Source organism: Streptomyces sp. NRRL B-24085, from assembly GCF_001282115.1.
Taxonomy (GTDB): Bacteria; Actinomycetota; Actinomycetes; order Streptomycetales; family Streptomycetaceae; genus Streptomyces.
The window spans coordinates 1-14,888 of sequence record NZ_LJBR01000264.1 but is presented as its reverse complement, the minus strand read 5'-3'; the positions used below and the strand labels follow the sequence as shown (position 1 = coordinate 14,888).

The 14,888-nt window shown below is 71.0% G+C and carries 11 protein-coding genes and 2 pseudogenes; 9 read left to right on the top strand and 4 right to left on the bottom strand.

The features are described from left to right. Positions 1-794: pseudogene (locus AOJ26_RS27020) on the top strand (serine/threonine protein kinase); the annotation flags it as partial. On the opposite strand, the gene AOJ26_RS27015 reads toward AOJ26_RS27020, so the two are convergent. Beyond that, the gene (locus AOJ26_RS27015) at positions 740-1,552 is read right to left on the bottom strand and encodes a hypothetical protein (RefSeq protein ID WP_053850959.1); all 813 of its coding nucleotides are present in this window, start codon (positions 1,550-1,552) and stop codon (positions 740-742) included. The pseudogene AOJ26_RS27020 and the gene AOJ26_RS27015 overlap by 55 nt on opposite strands. Positions 1,553-1,558: 6 nt before the next feature. Beyond that, entirely contained in the window at positions 1,559-2,608 is a 1,050-nt protein-coding gene (locus tag AOJ26_RS27010) for a LacI family DNA-binding transcriptional regulator (protein ID WP_053850958.1), read from the bottom strand. A gap of 194 nt (positions 2,609-2,802) precedes the next feature. Between AOJ26_RS27010 and AOJ26_RS27005 the strand changes: the two genes are divergently transcribed. Next, complete coding sequence (locus AOJ26_RS27005; protein WP_053850957.1) at positions 2,803-3,753, top strand: ROK family protein; 951 nt, start codon at positions 2,803-2,805, stop codon at positions 3,751-3,753. Positions 3,754-3,841: 88 nt separating this feature from the next. Here the strand turns inward: AOJ26_RS27005 and AOJ26_RS27000 are convergent, their stop codons facing one another. Further along, positions 3,842-5,857: an NPCBM/NEW2 domain-containing protein gene (locus AOJ26_RS27000; RefSeq protein ID WP_053850956.1), complete on the bottom strand. Its 2,016-nt coding sequence runs from the start codon at positions 5,855-5,857 to the stop codon at positions 3,842-3,844. A gap of 151 nt (positions 5,858-6,008) precedes the next feature. On the opposite strand from AOJ26_RS27000, the gene AOJ26_RS26995 reads away from it, so the two are divergent. The 7 genes from AOJ26_RS26995 to AOJ26_RS26965 all read left to right on the top strand — a co-directional run bounded on the left by AOJ26_RS26995 (position 6,009) and on the right by AOJ26_RS26965 (position 13,905). Then, the gene (locus AOJ26_RS26995; protein WP_053850955.1) at positions 6,009-6,203 is read left to right on the top strand and encodes a hypothetical protein; all 195 of its coding nucleotides are present in this window, start codon (positions 6,009-6,011) and stop codon (positions 6,201-6,203) included. A 208-nt stretch (positions 6,204-6,411) separates the two neighbouring features. Continuing rightward, positions 6,412-7,452 (top strand): NUDIX hydrolase, encoded by a 1,041-nt coding sequence (locus tag AOJ26_RS26990; RefSeq protein WP_053850954.1) that lies wholly within the window; start codon positions 6,412-6,414, stop codon positions 7,450-7,452. 367 nt (positions 7,453-7,819) lie between these two features. Then, positions 7,820-8,848: an ABC transporter permease gene (locus tag AOJ26_RS26985; protein ID WP_078960040.1), complete on the top strand. Its 1,029-nt coding sequence runs from the start codon at positions 7,820-7,822 to the stop codon at positions 8,846-8,848. A gap of 76 nt (positions 8,849-8,924) precedes the next feature. Continuing rightward, the gene (locus AOJ26_RS26980; protein ID WP_053850953.1) at positions 8,925-10,592 is read left to right on the top strand and encodes an ABC transporter substrate-binding protein; all 1,668 of its coding nucleotides are present in this window, start codon (positions 8,925-8,927) and stop codon (positions 10,590-10,592) included. A gap of 87 nt (positions 10,593-10,679) precedes the next feature. After that, the gene (locus tag AOJ26_RS26975; protein ID WP_053850952.1) at positions 10,680-11,672 is read left to right on the top strand and encodes an ABC transporter permease; all 993 of its coding nucleotides are present in this window, start codon (positions 10,680-10,682) and stop codon (positions 11,670-11,672) included. 26 nt (positions 11,673-11,698) lie between these two features. Continuing rightward, entirely contained in the window at positions 11,699-12,775 is a 1,077-nt protein-coding gene (locus tag AOJ26_RS26970; protein WP_053850951.1) for an ABC transporter ATP-binding protein, read from the top strand. Further along, positions 12,772-13,905 (top strand): ABC transporter ATP-binding protein, encoded by a 1,134-nt coding sequence (locus AOJ26_RS26965; protein WP_053850950.1) that lies wholly within the window; start codon positions 12,772-12,774, stop codon positions 13,903-13,905. Before AOJ26_RS26970 ends, AOJ26_RS26965 begins: the two co-directional genes overlap by 4 nt. Here AOJ26_RS26965 and AOJ26_RS44550 read toward each other — a convergent pair. Further along, positions 13,880-14,888 (bottom strand): annotated as a pseudogene (locus AOJ26_RS44550) (protein kinase family protein); the annotation flags it as partial. The gene AOJ26_RS26965 and the pseudogene AOJ26_RS44550 sit on opposite strands and share 26 nt — an antisense overlap.

Sequence of the window (14,888 nt, the reverse complement as noted above, 5' to 3'; positions counted from 1 at the left end):
CTCCGGCACCCGGTCCGGGGACCTCCCCGGCCCCCGTGGCGCCTTTGCCGCAGCAGAGCTACGCCATGTCCCGTGACACCGCCCCCATGGACCCCTCCCGCTCGCCCCGTCGCAGGCGGCGCGTCCTGCTCGCCGCCGCGGCCGTCACGGTCGTACTCGCGGTGGCCGGCACGGCCCTCGCGCTGATGGACGACTCGGGCAAGGCCGAGGCCGACGCCCGGCCGATCGCCTCCGGCACGAGCGGGCCGGCCTCCTCCTCCGCCTCCCCCCGCGCCGACGGCGGCCCTTCCGGCAGCACCGCGCTGACCGACGGGGACGCAGGGAAGACCCCCGGCGAGAAGAGGACGCCGGGCAAGGACGGCAGCGCCGGCCCCACGAGCCGACCCTCCGCGTCCGCCACGGCCCACTCCTCCGGCGGCGGCTCGGGCAGCTCGGACGGCGACGACACGGGCGGCGGCTCCGGGAACGGCGGTACGACCGGGGACGGCGACGCCGGCACCCCGGCACCGACCCCGGCCTGCACCGCCATCGGCGGCGGCAAGTACAACTGCACCGTCTGGAAGACCGCCAAGTCCTACACCGCCTCCGGCGCCGAGGCCGGCGTCCTCTACGCGGGCACCAACTATTTCTTCTGCCAGTCGAACCTGGGCCGCCGCGAGACCTCCGGTTCGTGGACCAACGTCTGGTGGGCGAGGACGGACGACGACAGCGGCAACACCGGCGTCTACGTCAGCGACGTCTACATCAAGGGCGGGAACAACGACGAGCCGGTGCCGGGACTCCCCGTCTGCTGAGCCGTCACGTACCGTTCCAGGCCCGACTCCGTGACCCGCTTCTCGTCGGCGAACAGCCGGGTGCCCGCCTCGCACAGGAAGCGGTCGGCGCGGGCCCGGGCCGCGAACTCCTCCGGGGTGACGCCGAACAGCTCCCGCAACCGGGCCGATCCCACGAGGAGTTCGGTCAGCAGCTCCCGCTGGCCGGGGTGGGTGCGCGGGGCGCCGGTGCCGTCGTGCAAGACGCCGTGGCGGTTGACGTACGCGTGGACGCCGGGAAGCGTGACGCCGCCGGACAGCTCGGCCCGCACCTCGGGAGCCGGCAGCCAGGCCCGCCCGTAGTTGCCGTGCGGCAGGGGCACCCCCTCGCTCGCGTCGATGACCGCGAGCTGCTCGGGGTCCAGCAGGACGACGAACAACTCCCGTACCGCGTCCGGGGCTTCGAAGGGGGACGCGGACACGTACCCCATGCGGCTCACGTGCGCCGAGACGCCCACGTCGACGCCGGTCACCCGGGCCTTCAGCATCGGGACCGGCGCGGCGATCCCCGACTCGGCCATCTTGTGCCGCAGCTGGCCCGGACTGGCGTTGGAGCCGACCGCGAGGACGGGGACGCGGTCCTCGTGCCGCCACCGGTCCAGGGGCAGCGGCCCGTCGAGGGGCACCAGTCGGTCACCGTCGAGCAGTGCGGAGCCCGCCGGCCAGGCGCCGGGATAGAGCAGCGGATGGTCGCGAGGAGCCTCGGCCAGGCCGAGTGCCTCCAGGGTGAGGTCCCGCACGGCCGCTCAGTCCGCCGGCGGCAGCTCGCCCGAGCCCCGGGTGATCAGCCGCGTCGGCAGTTCGATCCGCTCCGGCATCAGCAGCGTCCCGTCCAGCTGGCGGAAGAGCCGCTCCGCCGCCGTACGTCCCAGGGCCGCCGCGTCCTGGGCGACGACCGTGACACCCGGCTGGAGCAGTTCGGCGAGTTCGATGTCGTCGAAGCCGACGAGGGCGACCCGGCGGGTGTGCTCGGCGAGGACCCGGATCACGGTGACCGTCACCCGGTTGTTGCCGGTGAAGATCGCGGTGACGGGGGAGGGGCCGGAGAGCATCTCCTCGGCGGCCCGGCGCACCCGCTGCGGGTCGGTGACGCCCAGCGAGGTCCAGGCGTCCGCCACCTCGATGCCGGCGTCCTCCATGGCGGCCCGGTAGCCGCGCAGCCGCTCGGCGGCCGTGTGGATGCGGGGCATGTCGCCGATGAAGCCGATCCGCCGGTGGCCGTGGGCGATGAGGTGGGCCACGGCGTCGCGGGCACCGCCGAAGTTGTCGGACAGGACGACGTCGGCGTCGATCCGGCCCGCCGGACGGTCCACGAACACCGTGGCGACGCCCGCCTTCAGCTCCGGCTCCAGATAGCGGTGGTCGTCACCGGCCGGGATGACCACCAGGCCGTCCACCCGCCGGGCGCACAGCGCCAGCACCAGTTCCTGCTCGCGCTCCGGGTCCTCGGCGCTGGAGCCGTTGATGAGCAGGGCGCCGTTGGCCCGGGCCACCTCCTCCACCGCGCGGCTGAGCGGACCGTAGAACGGGTCGGCGAGGTCCTCCAGGACCAGGCCGATGCTGGCGGTACGGCCCTTGCGCAGCACGCGCGCGCTGTCGTTGCGGCGGAAGCCGAGGGCCTCGATGGCCTCCCGGACCCGGTGTTCGGTCTCGGGGGTGACCCCCGGTTCGCCGTTGACCACACGGGAGACCGTCTTGAGTCCGACGCCGGCGCGCGCCGCCACGTCCTTCATGGTCGGGCGGTTGCCGTACCGGGTCGTGGCGAGGCGGTCTGCTCGGCTGTGGGTGTCGGGCACGATACGGCGTCCTGTCCTGTCGTCGACGGGGATGCGGCGGTCCATGATTTTGTATGAGGATGTGGCGTCGAGCATAGAGCCTGGACAACGTTGTCAGATGCGGGAGACACTGTCCACCGCAATCTGTCGGCCAGCGCCCCACCGCGACACCGGCCTGTCCATTCCTCAAGGTTGAACGGGGAGAACTGACACTGATGCACACCGACCTCGTGGCTGCGCTCGACATCGGCGGCACCAAGATCGCCGGAGCGCTGGTGGACGGCCACGGCCGGATCCTGCTCCGCGCCCAGCGCGCCACGCCGGCGCAGGAGGACGGCGAGAGCGTGATGCGCGCCGTCGAGGAGACCCTCGGCGAGCTCACGGACTCGCCGCTGTGGGCACGCGCGGGCGCCCTCGGGATCGGCAGCGCGGGCCCGGTGGACGCCTCCACCGGCACCGTGAGCCCGGTGAACGTACCGGGCTGGCGCGACTACCCGCTGGTCCGCAGGGTCCGGGAGGCGGCCGGCGGGCTCCCCGTGGAGCTGATCGGCGACGGTGTGGCCATCACGGCGGCCGAGCACTGGCAGGGTGCCGCGCGCGGACACGACAACGCGCTCTGCATGGTCGTGTCCACCGGTGTCGGCGGCGGCCTGGTGCTGAACGGCGAGCTGCACGCCGGGCCCACCGGCAACGCCGGCCACATCGGTCACATCAGCGTGGACCTCGACGGCGACCCGTGCCCGTGCGGCGCGCGCGGCTGTGTGGAGCGCATAGCCAGCGGTCCGAACATCGCCCGGCGCGCGCTGGAGAACGGCTGGCGGCCCGGTCCCGACGGCGACACGTCCGCCGCCGCGGTGGCCGACGCGGCCCGCGGCGGCGACCCGGTCGCCGTGGCCTCCTTCGCCCGGGCGGCCCAGGCGCTGGCCGCCGGGATCGCGGCCACCGCGACCCTCGTGGAGATCGACATCGCGGTCATCGGCGGCGGGGTCGGCAAGGCGGGTGACGTCCTCTTCGAACCGCTGCGCAAGGCGCTGGCCGACTACGCGACCCTGTCCTTCGTCCAGCGCCTGACGGTCGTGCCCGCGCAGATGGGCACGGACGCCGGGCTGGTCGGGGCGGCCGCGGCGGCGCTGGCGAAGCGGACCGGCACGGCCGCGGTGGTCTGACGGCCCGGGGCCGACCAGGGACGAGAGAAACGTTCACGCGGCGGCCGGGTCCGAGGACGGGCCCGGCCGCCGCGTGCCTACGGGGCTCTCAGCAGCTCAACTGCGCGTCGCCCCAGTCGGCGTGGTCCGAGTCGATGCCGTCGCCGCCGTCGGTGACGACCAGCCGGACCACCTGGGCGCCGGTCACGTCCGCGGTGAGCGGCTGGGCCGGCATGGCGTTGGTCAGCACGCCGGTGGACGCCACCTTGGTGCCGTCCGCCCACACCTCGAAGGCGACCGTGCCGTTCGCGCCCTTCTCGTCGTCCACGCCGACCTGAGCGGTGACCGTCTCGCAGGCCGCGCCCGTGTAGTACTCGACGGAGCTCTCCGCGTGCACCCCGAGCCCCTTGGCGTACACCACTCCGCCGATGGTGATCGGGTGACCGTCGCCCGCGGCGCTCTCCCCGTTGCTGGTGTTGCGTTCGGCGGGACCGTAGCCGTTGGCGGCGGACAGCCACGGCAGGTCCCCGAGGCCGGAGGTGCCCGAGGGCGGCGCGACCACCACGGTCGCGCCGAAGGGCAGGACGCTGTCCGACCGGGCACCGGTCGGTGAGCGGTAACTCGCCCTGAGCGTCAGGTCGTACGACCCCGTCGGCGTCCCCAGCGGAGCGGTGACCGACCAACTCGTGCGCAGGGAACGGCCGGTGGGCAGGATCGTGGCGGAGGTCGGCGACGTCGCCCGCACCGTCCAGCCCGCGGGGCCCGTCAGCCGTACGGAGACCTGCCCGGCCGGGGTGCGGCCCAGGTCGGTCACCGTCGTCGTCAGCGCGGCGGGCCGGCCGGCCTGCACCAAGGTGCCGCCGTCCAGGCCGAGTTCGACGGCGGGCGGGTACTGCTGCCACCTGCGGTCGACGGAGACCCGTACGAGGACCGTTCCGTGCGCGGGGACGGTCGCCGAGATGGTGCCCGCGGTGTTGTGGGTCCGGTGCCGCCACAGGTCGCGCAGGGTGTACGCGTCCGCGCCGGGCAGGCCGACGGCCGCGGCGGTGGTGGCGATGCGCTGGGGACTGCCCGACTCGTTGAACAGGGCGACGGTACGGCTGCCGTCCTTCATCTCCTTGGCGACGACCCAGCGCCCGCCCCCGGACGAGACCACGGCGCCCTGCTTGCCCAGCGGGTCCTGGTCGACGGCGATGACCTCCTTGTTGGAGAGGATCTCGAAGGTCTCCGCGGAGGCCGAGCGCAGGTCGGTGCCGATGAGCAGGGGTGCGGCCATGACCGACCACATCGAGAAGTGCGAGCGGTACTCGGTGTCCGTCATGCCACCGTTGCCGACCTCCAGCATGTCCGGGTCGTTCCAGTGGCCGGGGCCCGCGTGGGGCGCCAGCGGCAGGTTCTGCTTGAGGATCGAGAGCATCGAGCCCCAGGTGTCGCTGATGTCGCCGGTGGTGCGCCACAGGTGACCGACGTCCGAGGCCCACTCCCAGGGCTTGTTCTCGCCCCACTCGCAGATGCTGTAGACGATCGGTCTGCCGGTCGCCCTGAGCGCGTCGCGCATGGTCGTGTAGCGCAACCTGGCGTCCACGCCCTGGTTGTTGCAGTTGTCGTACTTGAGGTAGTCGACGCCCCAGTCGGCGAACTGCCGTGCGTCGCTGTACTCGTGGCCCAGCGCGCCCGGGAAACCGGCGCTGTTGCACGTCTTGGTGCCCGCGCTGGTGTAGATGCCGAGCTTGAGCCCCTTGGCGTGCACGTAGTCGGCGACGGCCTTGATGCCGTTCGGGAAGCGGGCCGGGTCCGGGACGAGCTTGCCGTCGGCGTCCCGCTCCGGGAGCGCCCAGCAGTCGTCGAGGTTGACGTACTGGTAGCCGGCGTCCTTGAGGCCCTTGTCGACGAAGATGTCCGCGATCCCCTTGACCATGGACTCGTCGAACTCGGCCCGGCAGTGGGTGGAGTTCCAGTTGTTGAAGCCCATGGGCGGGGTGAGGGCGAGTCCGTCGGCCAGGCCGGGCGGGTCGGCCGACGGCTCGTCGGCGACGGCGTGGGCCGCCCCGGGCACCGCGAGCAGCAGCACCGTGAGGGCGGCGACCGTCCTTCGGCGGGTGGTGCGGGTGTGAAGGTGACGCATCGTTACGTTCCTCCGAACCAGCTGAAGGCGATGACGCCATGTACGCGTCATGTTGTGAGCGTTTACGTTAGGACGTGTTGGACTGTGGTGGAAGGGAGCGGTCCCGGCTACGGCAGCGTGACCCAATCGGTCCGGTGCCGTTGATCAGGCCATGAAGAAGCGCAGCATGCTCGCCATCGCCTCCCTCGCCACCGGTTTCGTCGTCGCGGCGGTCACTCCCTCGCACGCCCTGGGTGAGGAACTCGAACACCTCGACGTCGACAAGACGCTCAGCACCCTCGACCACACCGTCTCCGGCGAGAGCCTGGACGGCGTGGGCGGGACCGCCCTCGGCCAGGGGGACTGACGGGGGTACCACGTAAGGGGGTGGCCTGGAGCCGGGACGCAAAGGCAGGCCGTTTCCGGACGTCAGGTACCCGAACAGCATGAGTGGCACCGGGGTCCCTCCGTCGAGGGGCCCCGGTGCCGCGTCCGTGCGCCCTCATCTGCGGCTGGTTTCCGTGGCAGGGTGGAACGGGCAAGCCACAGGGGGCCAAACAGAAGAGGGGGAGTCCGTGATCGTCTGGATCAACGGCGCGTTCGGTGCGGGGAAGACCACCACCGCACGGGAACTGATCGAACTGATCCCGAACAGCACGCTCTTCGACCCCGAGGACATCGGCGCGGCGGTCGTGCGTCTCCTGCCGCCCAAGCACCTCGCCGAGGTCGGCGACTTCCAGGACCTGCCGATCTGGCGGCGCCTGGTGATCGACACGGCGGCGGCGATGCTCGCCGAGCTCGGCGGGACCCTCGTGGTCCCCATGACCCTGCTGCGCCAGGAGTACCGCGACGAGATCTTCGGCGGGCTCGCCGCCCGCCGGATCACGGTCCGGCATGTTCTCCTCGCACCGGCGGAAACGATCCTGCGTGAACGAATAGCCGGGCGGGAGGCCCCGCCGACCCTGCCGCTCGGCCAGATGGGCCCGGGGCACTGGGCGTACGACCACATCGAGCCCTACCGGGCCGCCCTCGCCTCCTGGCTCACCGCCGACGCCCATCCGATCGACACCAGCGCGCTCACCCCGTACGAGACGGCCGCCCGGATCGCCCAGGACCTCGCCGCCGGCACCGTGCCCGAGTGCGACATCGTGCAGACCCCGGAACCCACCGCCGAGACCGTGGCCGCCGGGGTCCTCCTCTTCGACGAGCAGGACCGGGTGCTGCTCGTCGACCCCACCTACAAGGCGGGCTGGGAGTTCCCCGGCGGTGTCGTCGAGCCCGGCGAAGCACCCGCGCGGGCCGGGATGCGCGAGGTCACCGAGGAGACCGGCATTCGGCTGGACGACGTACCGCGGCTTCTCGTCGTCGACTGGGAACCGCCCGTGCCTCCCGGATACGGCGGACTGCGCCTCCTCTTCGACGGCGGCCGGCTCGACTCCACCCGGGCGGGGGCGGTGCTGCTCCCGGGCCCGGAACTGCGCGGCTGGTGTTTCGCCAGCGAGGAGGAGGCCGCGGAGCTGCTGCCACCGGTGCGCTACGAGCGGCTGCGCTGGGCGCTGCGGGCCCGGGAGCGCGGGGCGGCGCTGTACCTGGAAGCCGGGGTCCCGATCGGCTGACACACGTATGGGCCCCGTCGGCGCGCACCGCCGGCGGGGCTTCGCCCTGTGCGAGGCACGTGCGAGGCAGGCAAGCGGAGTGCGAGAGCCCGCCAAGGGAATCGTCGCGACACCTCCATGTCAGAGCTAACGAAACGTCCCGCCCTCGTCAACTCTTGGCAAGGAGCGCAAACAATCCCCTTTCCGGTCATTTTCCGCCTTGACCGGCCTCTCGACGGGTTGCGACAGTCCGCTCAGTCTCACGGCGCCGACAACGGCCGGCGACCGACGCCTTTCCCCCAGGGAACAGCCCCATGACGAGACCCTGTCCGCCGGCGACGGCCACAACCCCGCGCCGGCCCCAGCACATACCCGGGACGTCCGCACCATGACGACGCAACAGCAGCCGATGCCCGCCGACACCGGCACCACGCGAGCCGGTGAACCGACTCCGCGACCGCGGAGCGACAGCACGGTCATCGCCGGGCGCTCGCCCGCCCGGATGGCCTGGCGGCGCATCAGACGGGACAAGGTCACCCTGGCCGCGTTCGTGATCACCGTGCTCTTCATCCTGATCGCACTGCTGGCCCCGGTCCTGACGGCGGTCACCGGCTGGGGGCCCATCACCCCCGACGGCCGGGCGATCGACCCGGACACCGGCAACTTCCCGCGCGGGGCCCTGGGCGGCCTCAGTCTCACCCACCTCCTCGGGGTCGAACCGGGCACGGGCTACGACCTGTTCGCGCGGATCGTCTACGGCCTGCGCACCTCGCTGTTCGTCGGCTTCGCCTCGGCCGTGCTGTCCACCGTCGTCGGTGTGGTGGCCGGTCTCGCCGCGGGCTACTCCGGCGGCTGGGTCGACTCCGTGCTGTCGAGGATCATGGACGTGATGCTGGCCTTCCCGCAGTTGCTGTTCATCATCGCGCTGACCCCGGTCATCCAGAACGCGATGCAGACCAACAGCCACGGCGGCACCGACGAGAACCTCCGGCTGCTGGTCCTCGTCCTGAACATCGCGGTGTTCGCCTGGGCCTACACCGCCCGCCTGGTGCGCGGACAGGTCCTGTCGCTGCGCGAGCGGGAGTTCGTCGACGCCGCGCGGATCATGAGCGCCGGGAAGTGGCACATCCTCTTCCGGCAACTGCTGCCCAACCTGTGGGCGCCGGTCCTGATCTCCTTCGCGCTGGCAGTCCCGCAGAACATCACCACCGAGGCCGCCCTGTCCTACCTCGGCGTGGGCGTCATCCCGCCCAACCCGGACTGGGGAGCGCTCCTTTCGGACGCCTCGCAGTTCTTCCTCCAGGACCCGACGTACCTGTTCGTGCCCGGCGTCCTGCTGCTGATGCTCGTCCTGGCGCTGAACCTCCTCGGCGACGGCGTCCGGGACGCCCTGGATCCCCGCGCGGCCCGCGGCTGACGCGGTCCCCTCAACACCGGCGCGAACGGCCCCCCTCGGGCCTGCGCCGAGCCGTACAAGAACGGAGTGTTACCTCATGACGCGCAGAAGGCGCTCGATCGCGCTCGCGGCCACCGCCGTGGCGATCGCCCTGGGGGCCACCGCATGCGGGGGCTCCTCCGGCACCACCGGGAGCGGCTCCCCGACCAGGGGCGGCACGCTGACCGTCCTGGACCACGCCGACTTCGACCACCTCGACCCCCAGCGCGTCTACACGACCGAGGGTTCGAGCATGGACCAGGAGCTCGTGCGCACCCTGACCGGCTGGGACGAGACCGGCTCCCGGCCCAAGCTCGTCGGCGACCTCGCCACCGACACCGGCACGCCCAGCAAGGGCGACACGGTGTGGACCTTCCACCTGCGCAAGGGCATCACCTGGCAGGACGGCAAGGCGGTCACCGCGCAGGACGTCAAGTACGGCGTCGAGCGGTTCTTCTCGCCCGACATCAACGGCGGCCCGCCGTACGCCAGTCAGTGGCTGGTCGGCGGCTCCTCCTACAAGGGGCCCTACTCGGGCAAGGAACTCGCCTCCGTCCAGACCCCGGACGCGTCCACGATCGTGTTCCACCTCGACCAGCCCGTCACGGACTTCAACCAGGCGACCGCCATGCCCGGCTGGTCGGCGGTGCCCAAGGCCCACGACACGGGATCCACGTACGACACGCACGTGTGGTCGGACGGGCCCTACATGATCAAGTCGTACGCCAAGAACAAGGAGCTCGTCCTCGCCCGGAACACCGCCTGGAAGCAGTCGACCGACCCGATCCGGCAGCAGAACGTCAACGAGATCGACGTGAAGCTCGGTCAGGACCAGTCGGCCATCGACCAGCAGATCAAGTCCGACGCCGGCAGCGCCCAGACCTCGATCATGCAGTGGCCGATCGCGGGCTCCGACCTGACGACCATCTCCAGTGACCCGTCCCTGAAGTCGCGCCTCTACAACATCCCGGCCCCGGGCATCAACTACCTCGCGATCAACACCACCCGGGTCAAGGACCTGAAGGTCCGCCAGGCCATCGAGTACGCGATCGACAAGACCACCGTCCGCGGCGCGTTCGGCGGCAAGGCCTACGGCGACTACGCGAGCACCATGCTCAGCCCCGGCATCGGCGGCTACAAGAAGTTCAACCTCTACAGCACCGACCCCGCCGGTGACCTCCCCAAGGCGCAGGCGCTGATGAAGCAGGCCGGCAACCCCAAGCTCACCATGTCGCTGGCGGTGGAGAACACCACGACCGAGGAGCACTTCGCCGACGCGGTGAAGACCTCGCTCGGCAGGATCGGCATCACCGTGAACATCACGCCGATCGACGCGGCGAACTACTTCAGCACCATCGACAACGTGAAGAACCAGTACGACCTCACCTGGGGCGACTGGATCGCGGACTGGCCCAACGCCTCCACCGTGCTGCCCGTGCTCTTCGACGGACGGCAGATCGCGAAGCTGCCGCAGTCCAACCAGGACCTGTCCTACCTCGACGACCCCGCGGTCAACGCGCAGATCGACAAGATCGCCAAGATGACCGACATCAAGCAGGCCGACACCGCCTACGGCGCCCTGGACGAGCAGATCATGAAGGACGCCGCCGTGGTCCCGCTGATGTACATGAACTTCAGCGAACTGGCGGGCTCCAAGGTCGGCGGGGTCATCTCGGACCCCATCCTCGCCGAGCCCAGCCTGGTCCACGCGTACGTCAAGAGCTGACCGTCAAGAGCTGACGCTTCCCTCCCATGCCCGCCGGCGGCCCCGGCCGGCGGGCACACCCCCTCTCACGTCAGGGTCCAGCACGACATGCTTCGTTACCTCATCCGGCGCCTGCTGGCAGCGGCGGCGATCCTGCTGGTGATCACCGTGATCACCTTCGTGATCTTCTTCGCGCTGCCGTCCGACCCCGCGCTCCTGGCCTGCGGCAAGACCTGCTCGCCCTCCCGGCTGGCCGAGATCAAGCATTCGCTCGGGCTCGACCAGACCTTCCTCAAGCAGTTCTGGGAGTTCTTCAAGGGACTCTTCGCCGGGCGGGACTTCGGAGACCAGAGCGTGCGCGTGCACTGCGGCGCGCCCTGCCTCGGCGTCTCCTTCCAGACCGACACCCCCGTCCTGAGCACCCTGCTGGACGACTTCCCGGCCGACCTGTCGCTGGGTCTGGGCGCCGCGGTGTTCTTCCTGGTCCTGGGCGTCGGCCTCGGCACGCTCGCCGCGGTCCGCCGGGGCAGGGCGGCCGACAAGGCGGCCGTCGGACTCGCCCTGCTCGGTGTCTCCGTGCAGATCTACTTCGTCGGCCTGCTGCTGCTCTACCTGTTCGTCGACAAGTGGCAGATCCTGCCCGCCTCCGGCTACACCCCGATCACCCAGGACCCGGGCGCCTGGTTCCAGGGCCTGATCCTGCCGTGGGCCACCCTCGTCATCGTCTACCTCGCCCTGTACACCCGGCTCACCCGCTCCTCCATGCTGGAGGTCTTCGCCGAGGACTACATGCGCACCGCCCGCGCCAAGGGCCTGTCCGGCAACAGAGTCGTCCTCAAGCACGGCCTGCGGGCCGCGATCACCCCGATCCTCACCATCTTCGGCATGGACGTCGGTTCGCTGATCGGCGGCTCCGCGGTCATCACCGAGTCGGTGTTCGGCATCAACGGCATCGGCAAGCTGGCGGTCGACTCGGTGCAGAACTCCGACCTGCCGGTCATCCTCGGCACCACGCTCTTCGCGGCCACGTTCGTCGTGCTCGCCAACGTGGTCGTCGACGTGGTCTACGGCCTCGTCGACCCCCGCGTCCGCCTCGCCTGAGCCCCTCGTCGCAGCAAGGAAAACCCGTGTCCCTCCTGACCTCACCGCAACCGGCGGCCGCCGATCCCGCGGCCGCCCCCTTCCTCGACGTACGGGACCTGCGCGTGCACTTCCCGACCGAGGACGGGATCGTCAAGTCCGTCGACGGCGTCTCCTTCACCCTGGAGAAGGGCAGCACCCTCGGCATTGTCGGCGAGTCCGGCTCGGGGAAGTCGGTCACCTCGCTGGCCCTGCTCGGGCTGCACAAGGGCACCCGTGCCCAGGTCTCGGGCGAGATCCGGCTGGACGGCAGGGAGCTGGTCTCCCTTCCCGAGCACGACATGCGCGCCCTGCGCGGCCGTACCGTCTCCATGATCTTCCAGGACCCGCTGTCCGCACTGCACCCGTACTTCACCGTCGGCGCCCAGATCGCCGAGGCCTACCGGGTCCACCACAAGGTCTCGAAGAAGGAGGCCCGGGACCGTGCCGTGGAGATGCTGAAACGGGTCGGCATCCCGCAGCCCGAGCGCCGGGTGCGGGACTACCCCCACCAGTTCTCCGGCGGTATGCGCCAGCGCGCCATGATCGCCATGGCGCTGGTCTGCGACCCCGAACTGCTCATCGCCGACGAGCCGACCACCGCGCTGGACGTCACCGTCCAGGCGCAGATCCTCGACCTGATCCGTGATCTCCAGGAGGAGTTCGGCTCGGCGGTCATCCTCATCACCCACGATCTCGGGGTGGTCGCCGACATCGCCGACGACATCCTGGTGATGTACGGCGGCCGCCGCATCGAGTACGGGACCGTGCACGACGTGCTCAAGGAGCCCCAGCACCCCTACACCTGGGGCCTGTTGGAGTCGATGCCGCAGATCACCGGGGACGTCGAGCGACGGCTGAACCCGATCGCCGGGTCCCCGCCGAGCCTCATCAACCCGCCCGGCGGCTGCGCCTTCCACCCCCGCTGCACCTACAAGGGCTGGGTGCCCGGCGGGCGTTGCGCGGTGGAGCGGCCCGAGCTGGTGCCCGTCCCGGGCACCGGCCGGCATCTCTCCGCCTGCCACCTCACCCCGGAGACCAGGACAGAGATCCGCGACCGTACGGCCTCCGGGGCGACGCAGTGAGGGCGGCGGACGAACAGGAGCAGGCCGTGAGCACCACCCAGCCCGCCGCCGGGGAGCCCCTCCTCGAAGTCAGCGGTCTCACCAAGCACTTCCCGATCCGGCACGGCATCGTCTTCCAGCGGCAGATCGGGGCCGTGCACGCCGTCGACGGCATCGACTTCACGGTCGGTGCCGGGCAGTCGCTCGGCCTGGTCGGCGAGTCCGGCTGCGGCAAGTCGACGACCGGCCGACTGATCACCCGGCTGCTGGAACCCACGGCCGGGAAGGTGGTGTTCGACGGCGAGGACATCACCCACACGCCGGAGAACCGGATGAAGGAGGCCCGCCGGAACCTCCAGATGATCTTCCAGGACCCGTACTCCTCGCTGAACCCCCGGCACACGGTCGGCACGATCGTGGAGACGCCGATGCGGCTCAACGGCATCAACCCGCCGCAGGGGCACAAGAAGCGCGCCCAGGAACTCCTGGAGACGGTCGGGCTCAACCCCGAGCACTACAACCGCTACCCGAACGAGTTCTCCGGCGGTCAGCGCCAGCGCATCGGGATCGCCCGCGCGCTCGCCCTGCGCCCCAAGCTCATCGTGGCCGACGAACCGGTCTCGGCGCTGGACGTGTCCATCCAGGCGCAGATCGTCAACCTGCTCCAGGACCTCCAGCGGGAGTTCGGCATCGCGTTCGTCTTCATCGCCCACGACCTCGCCGTCGTACGGCACTTCTGCGAGCGGGTCGCGGTGATGTACCTCGGCAAGATCGTCGAGGTGGCCGACCGGCAGACGCTCTACACCCGCCCCCGGCACCCCTACACCCACGCCCTGCTCTCCGCGGTCCCCGAGGCCGATCCGGACGGCACCCGGCGACGCGAACGCATCCGGCTCGCCGGGGACGTGCCCTCACCGGTCGATCCGCCCTCCGGCTGCCGCTTCCGCACCCGCTGCTGGAAGGCCCAGAAGCGGTGCGCGACGCAGGAACCACCGCTGGTGCGCCTGGCGGGCAACACGGACGGCCACCTGACCGCCTGTCACTTCCCGGAGGAACCGACGGTCGAGGCCCGGGACGAGGACATCGTGCTGGACCCGGCACTGACGGGGCCGGGGGCAGCGAGGCTACTTCGTCGTGAGGGTAGGGGGTGAGCCTGGTCTCCTGTGCAAGACGCCTGTTGAAGTCCCCGACGACCGACGCCAGTCGCGCATGGCGTGAGATGAGCGCGGCGGCGGCCCCGGGGATTCCCTCAGGGCGTCTGCCGTCGGCACAGGCGCGGATGAAGTCCTCGCGCTCGTCCCGGGCGAGACCGTACTGGTCCACGACCAGCCAGTGGACCAGGTAGGAGAGGGCGTAGGCACGGTCGTAGGGGCGGTGACGGTCGAAGAAGGCCCGTTCGTCCGGGCCGAGTCGGAAGCGGGTGGACAGGGACAGGCCGTAGTCGGTCAGGTAGAGCCGGTGCCCATCGGTGAGGATGTTGCCGAAGTGGGCGTCGAAGTGGATGAGTTGCTGCTCCCGGAGGAATGCGGTGACGGCATCGAGACCCTGCTCGACCAGTGCGCAGGCCGAGTCGGCGTCATCCGTGCGCAGTTGTTCGTGGAACCAGTCATGGAGGGTGCGGGGCACCCACTCCAGGAACAGGGTGAGGCTCGCGGACGCCGTGCGCAGGGCCGCGAGGTGCGCCCTGAGCCCGGGTGACCCACCCCAGTAGGCCACGGCCCGCTCCTCGTCGGCCAGTTCCTCGGGCAGCGGTCGCGGGGTGTCGGGCAGCACCCGCCAGTGATGCAGCAGCGGGAAGCCCGGGAACCGACCGGAGCGCACCCAGTCGGTCGTCATCTCGTGCACGGCCAGCTCACGCCACGCCCCGAAGCCGGGGCTGCCGATCGTGCCGATGCCGTAGTGGCAGCAGACCGGCGTGTCGAAGAGGTTCGCGGTGGAGCGGACGTTGTCCGGGCGCAACTCGACGTCCGTGAGGGGCACTTGTTTCACGAACACCCGCACACCGTCCACCTCCATCAGCATCGTGCGCCCGCCTATCCCGGCCCCCACCGGGGTCCCGGACGACACCAGCTCCGCGAGCTCCCGGTCGCTCAGGAGGGTGAGGGCGGTGGCGGTGTCGGCGTGGGGGCGGTGG

What these genes read in the sequence shown, in the direction of transcription:
- AOJ26_RS27005 (WP_053850957.1), top strand. Translation starts at nt 2,803, where the DNA reads ATGCACACCGACCTCGTGGCTGCGCTCGACATCGGCGGCACCAAGATC.
- AOJ26_RS27000 (WP_053850956.1), bottom strand. Translation starts at nt 5,857, where the DNA reads ATGCGTCACCTTCACACCCGCACCACCCGCCGAAGGACGGTCGCCGCC.
- AOJ26_RS26995 (WP_053850955.1), top strand. Translation starts at nt 6,009, where the DNA reads ATGAAGAAGCGCAGCATGCTCGCCATCGCCTCCCTCGCCACCGGTTTC.
- AOJ26_RS26985 (WP_078960040.1), top strand. Translation starts at nt 7,820, where the DNA reads ATGACGACGCAACAGCAGCCGATGCCCGCCGACACCGGCACCACGCGA.
- AOJ26_RS26980 (WP_053850953.1), top strand. Translation starts at nt 8,925, where the DNA reads ATGACGCGCAGAAGGCGCTCGATCGCGCTCGCGGCCACCGCCGTGGCG.
- AOJ26_RS26975 (WP_053850952.1), top strand. Translation starts at nt 10,680, where the DNA reads ATGCTTCGTTACCTCATCCGGCGCCTGCTGGCAGCGGCGGCGATCCTG.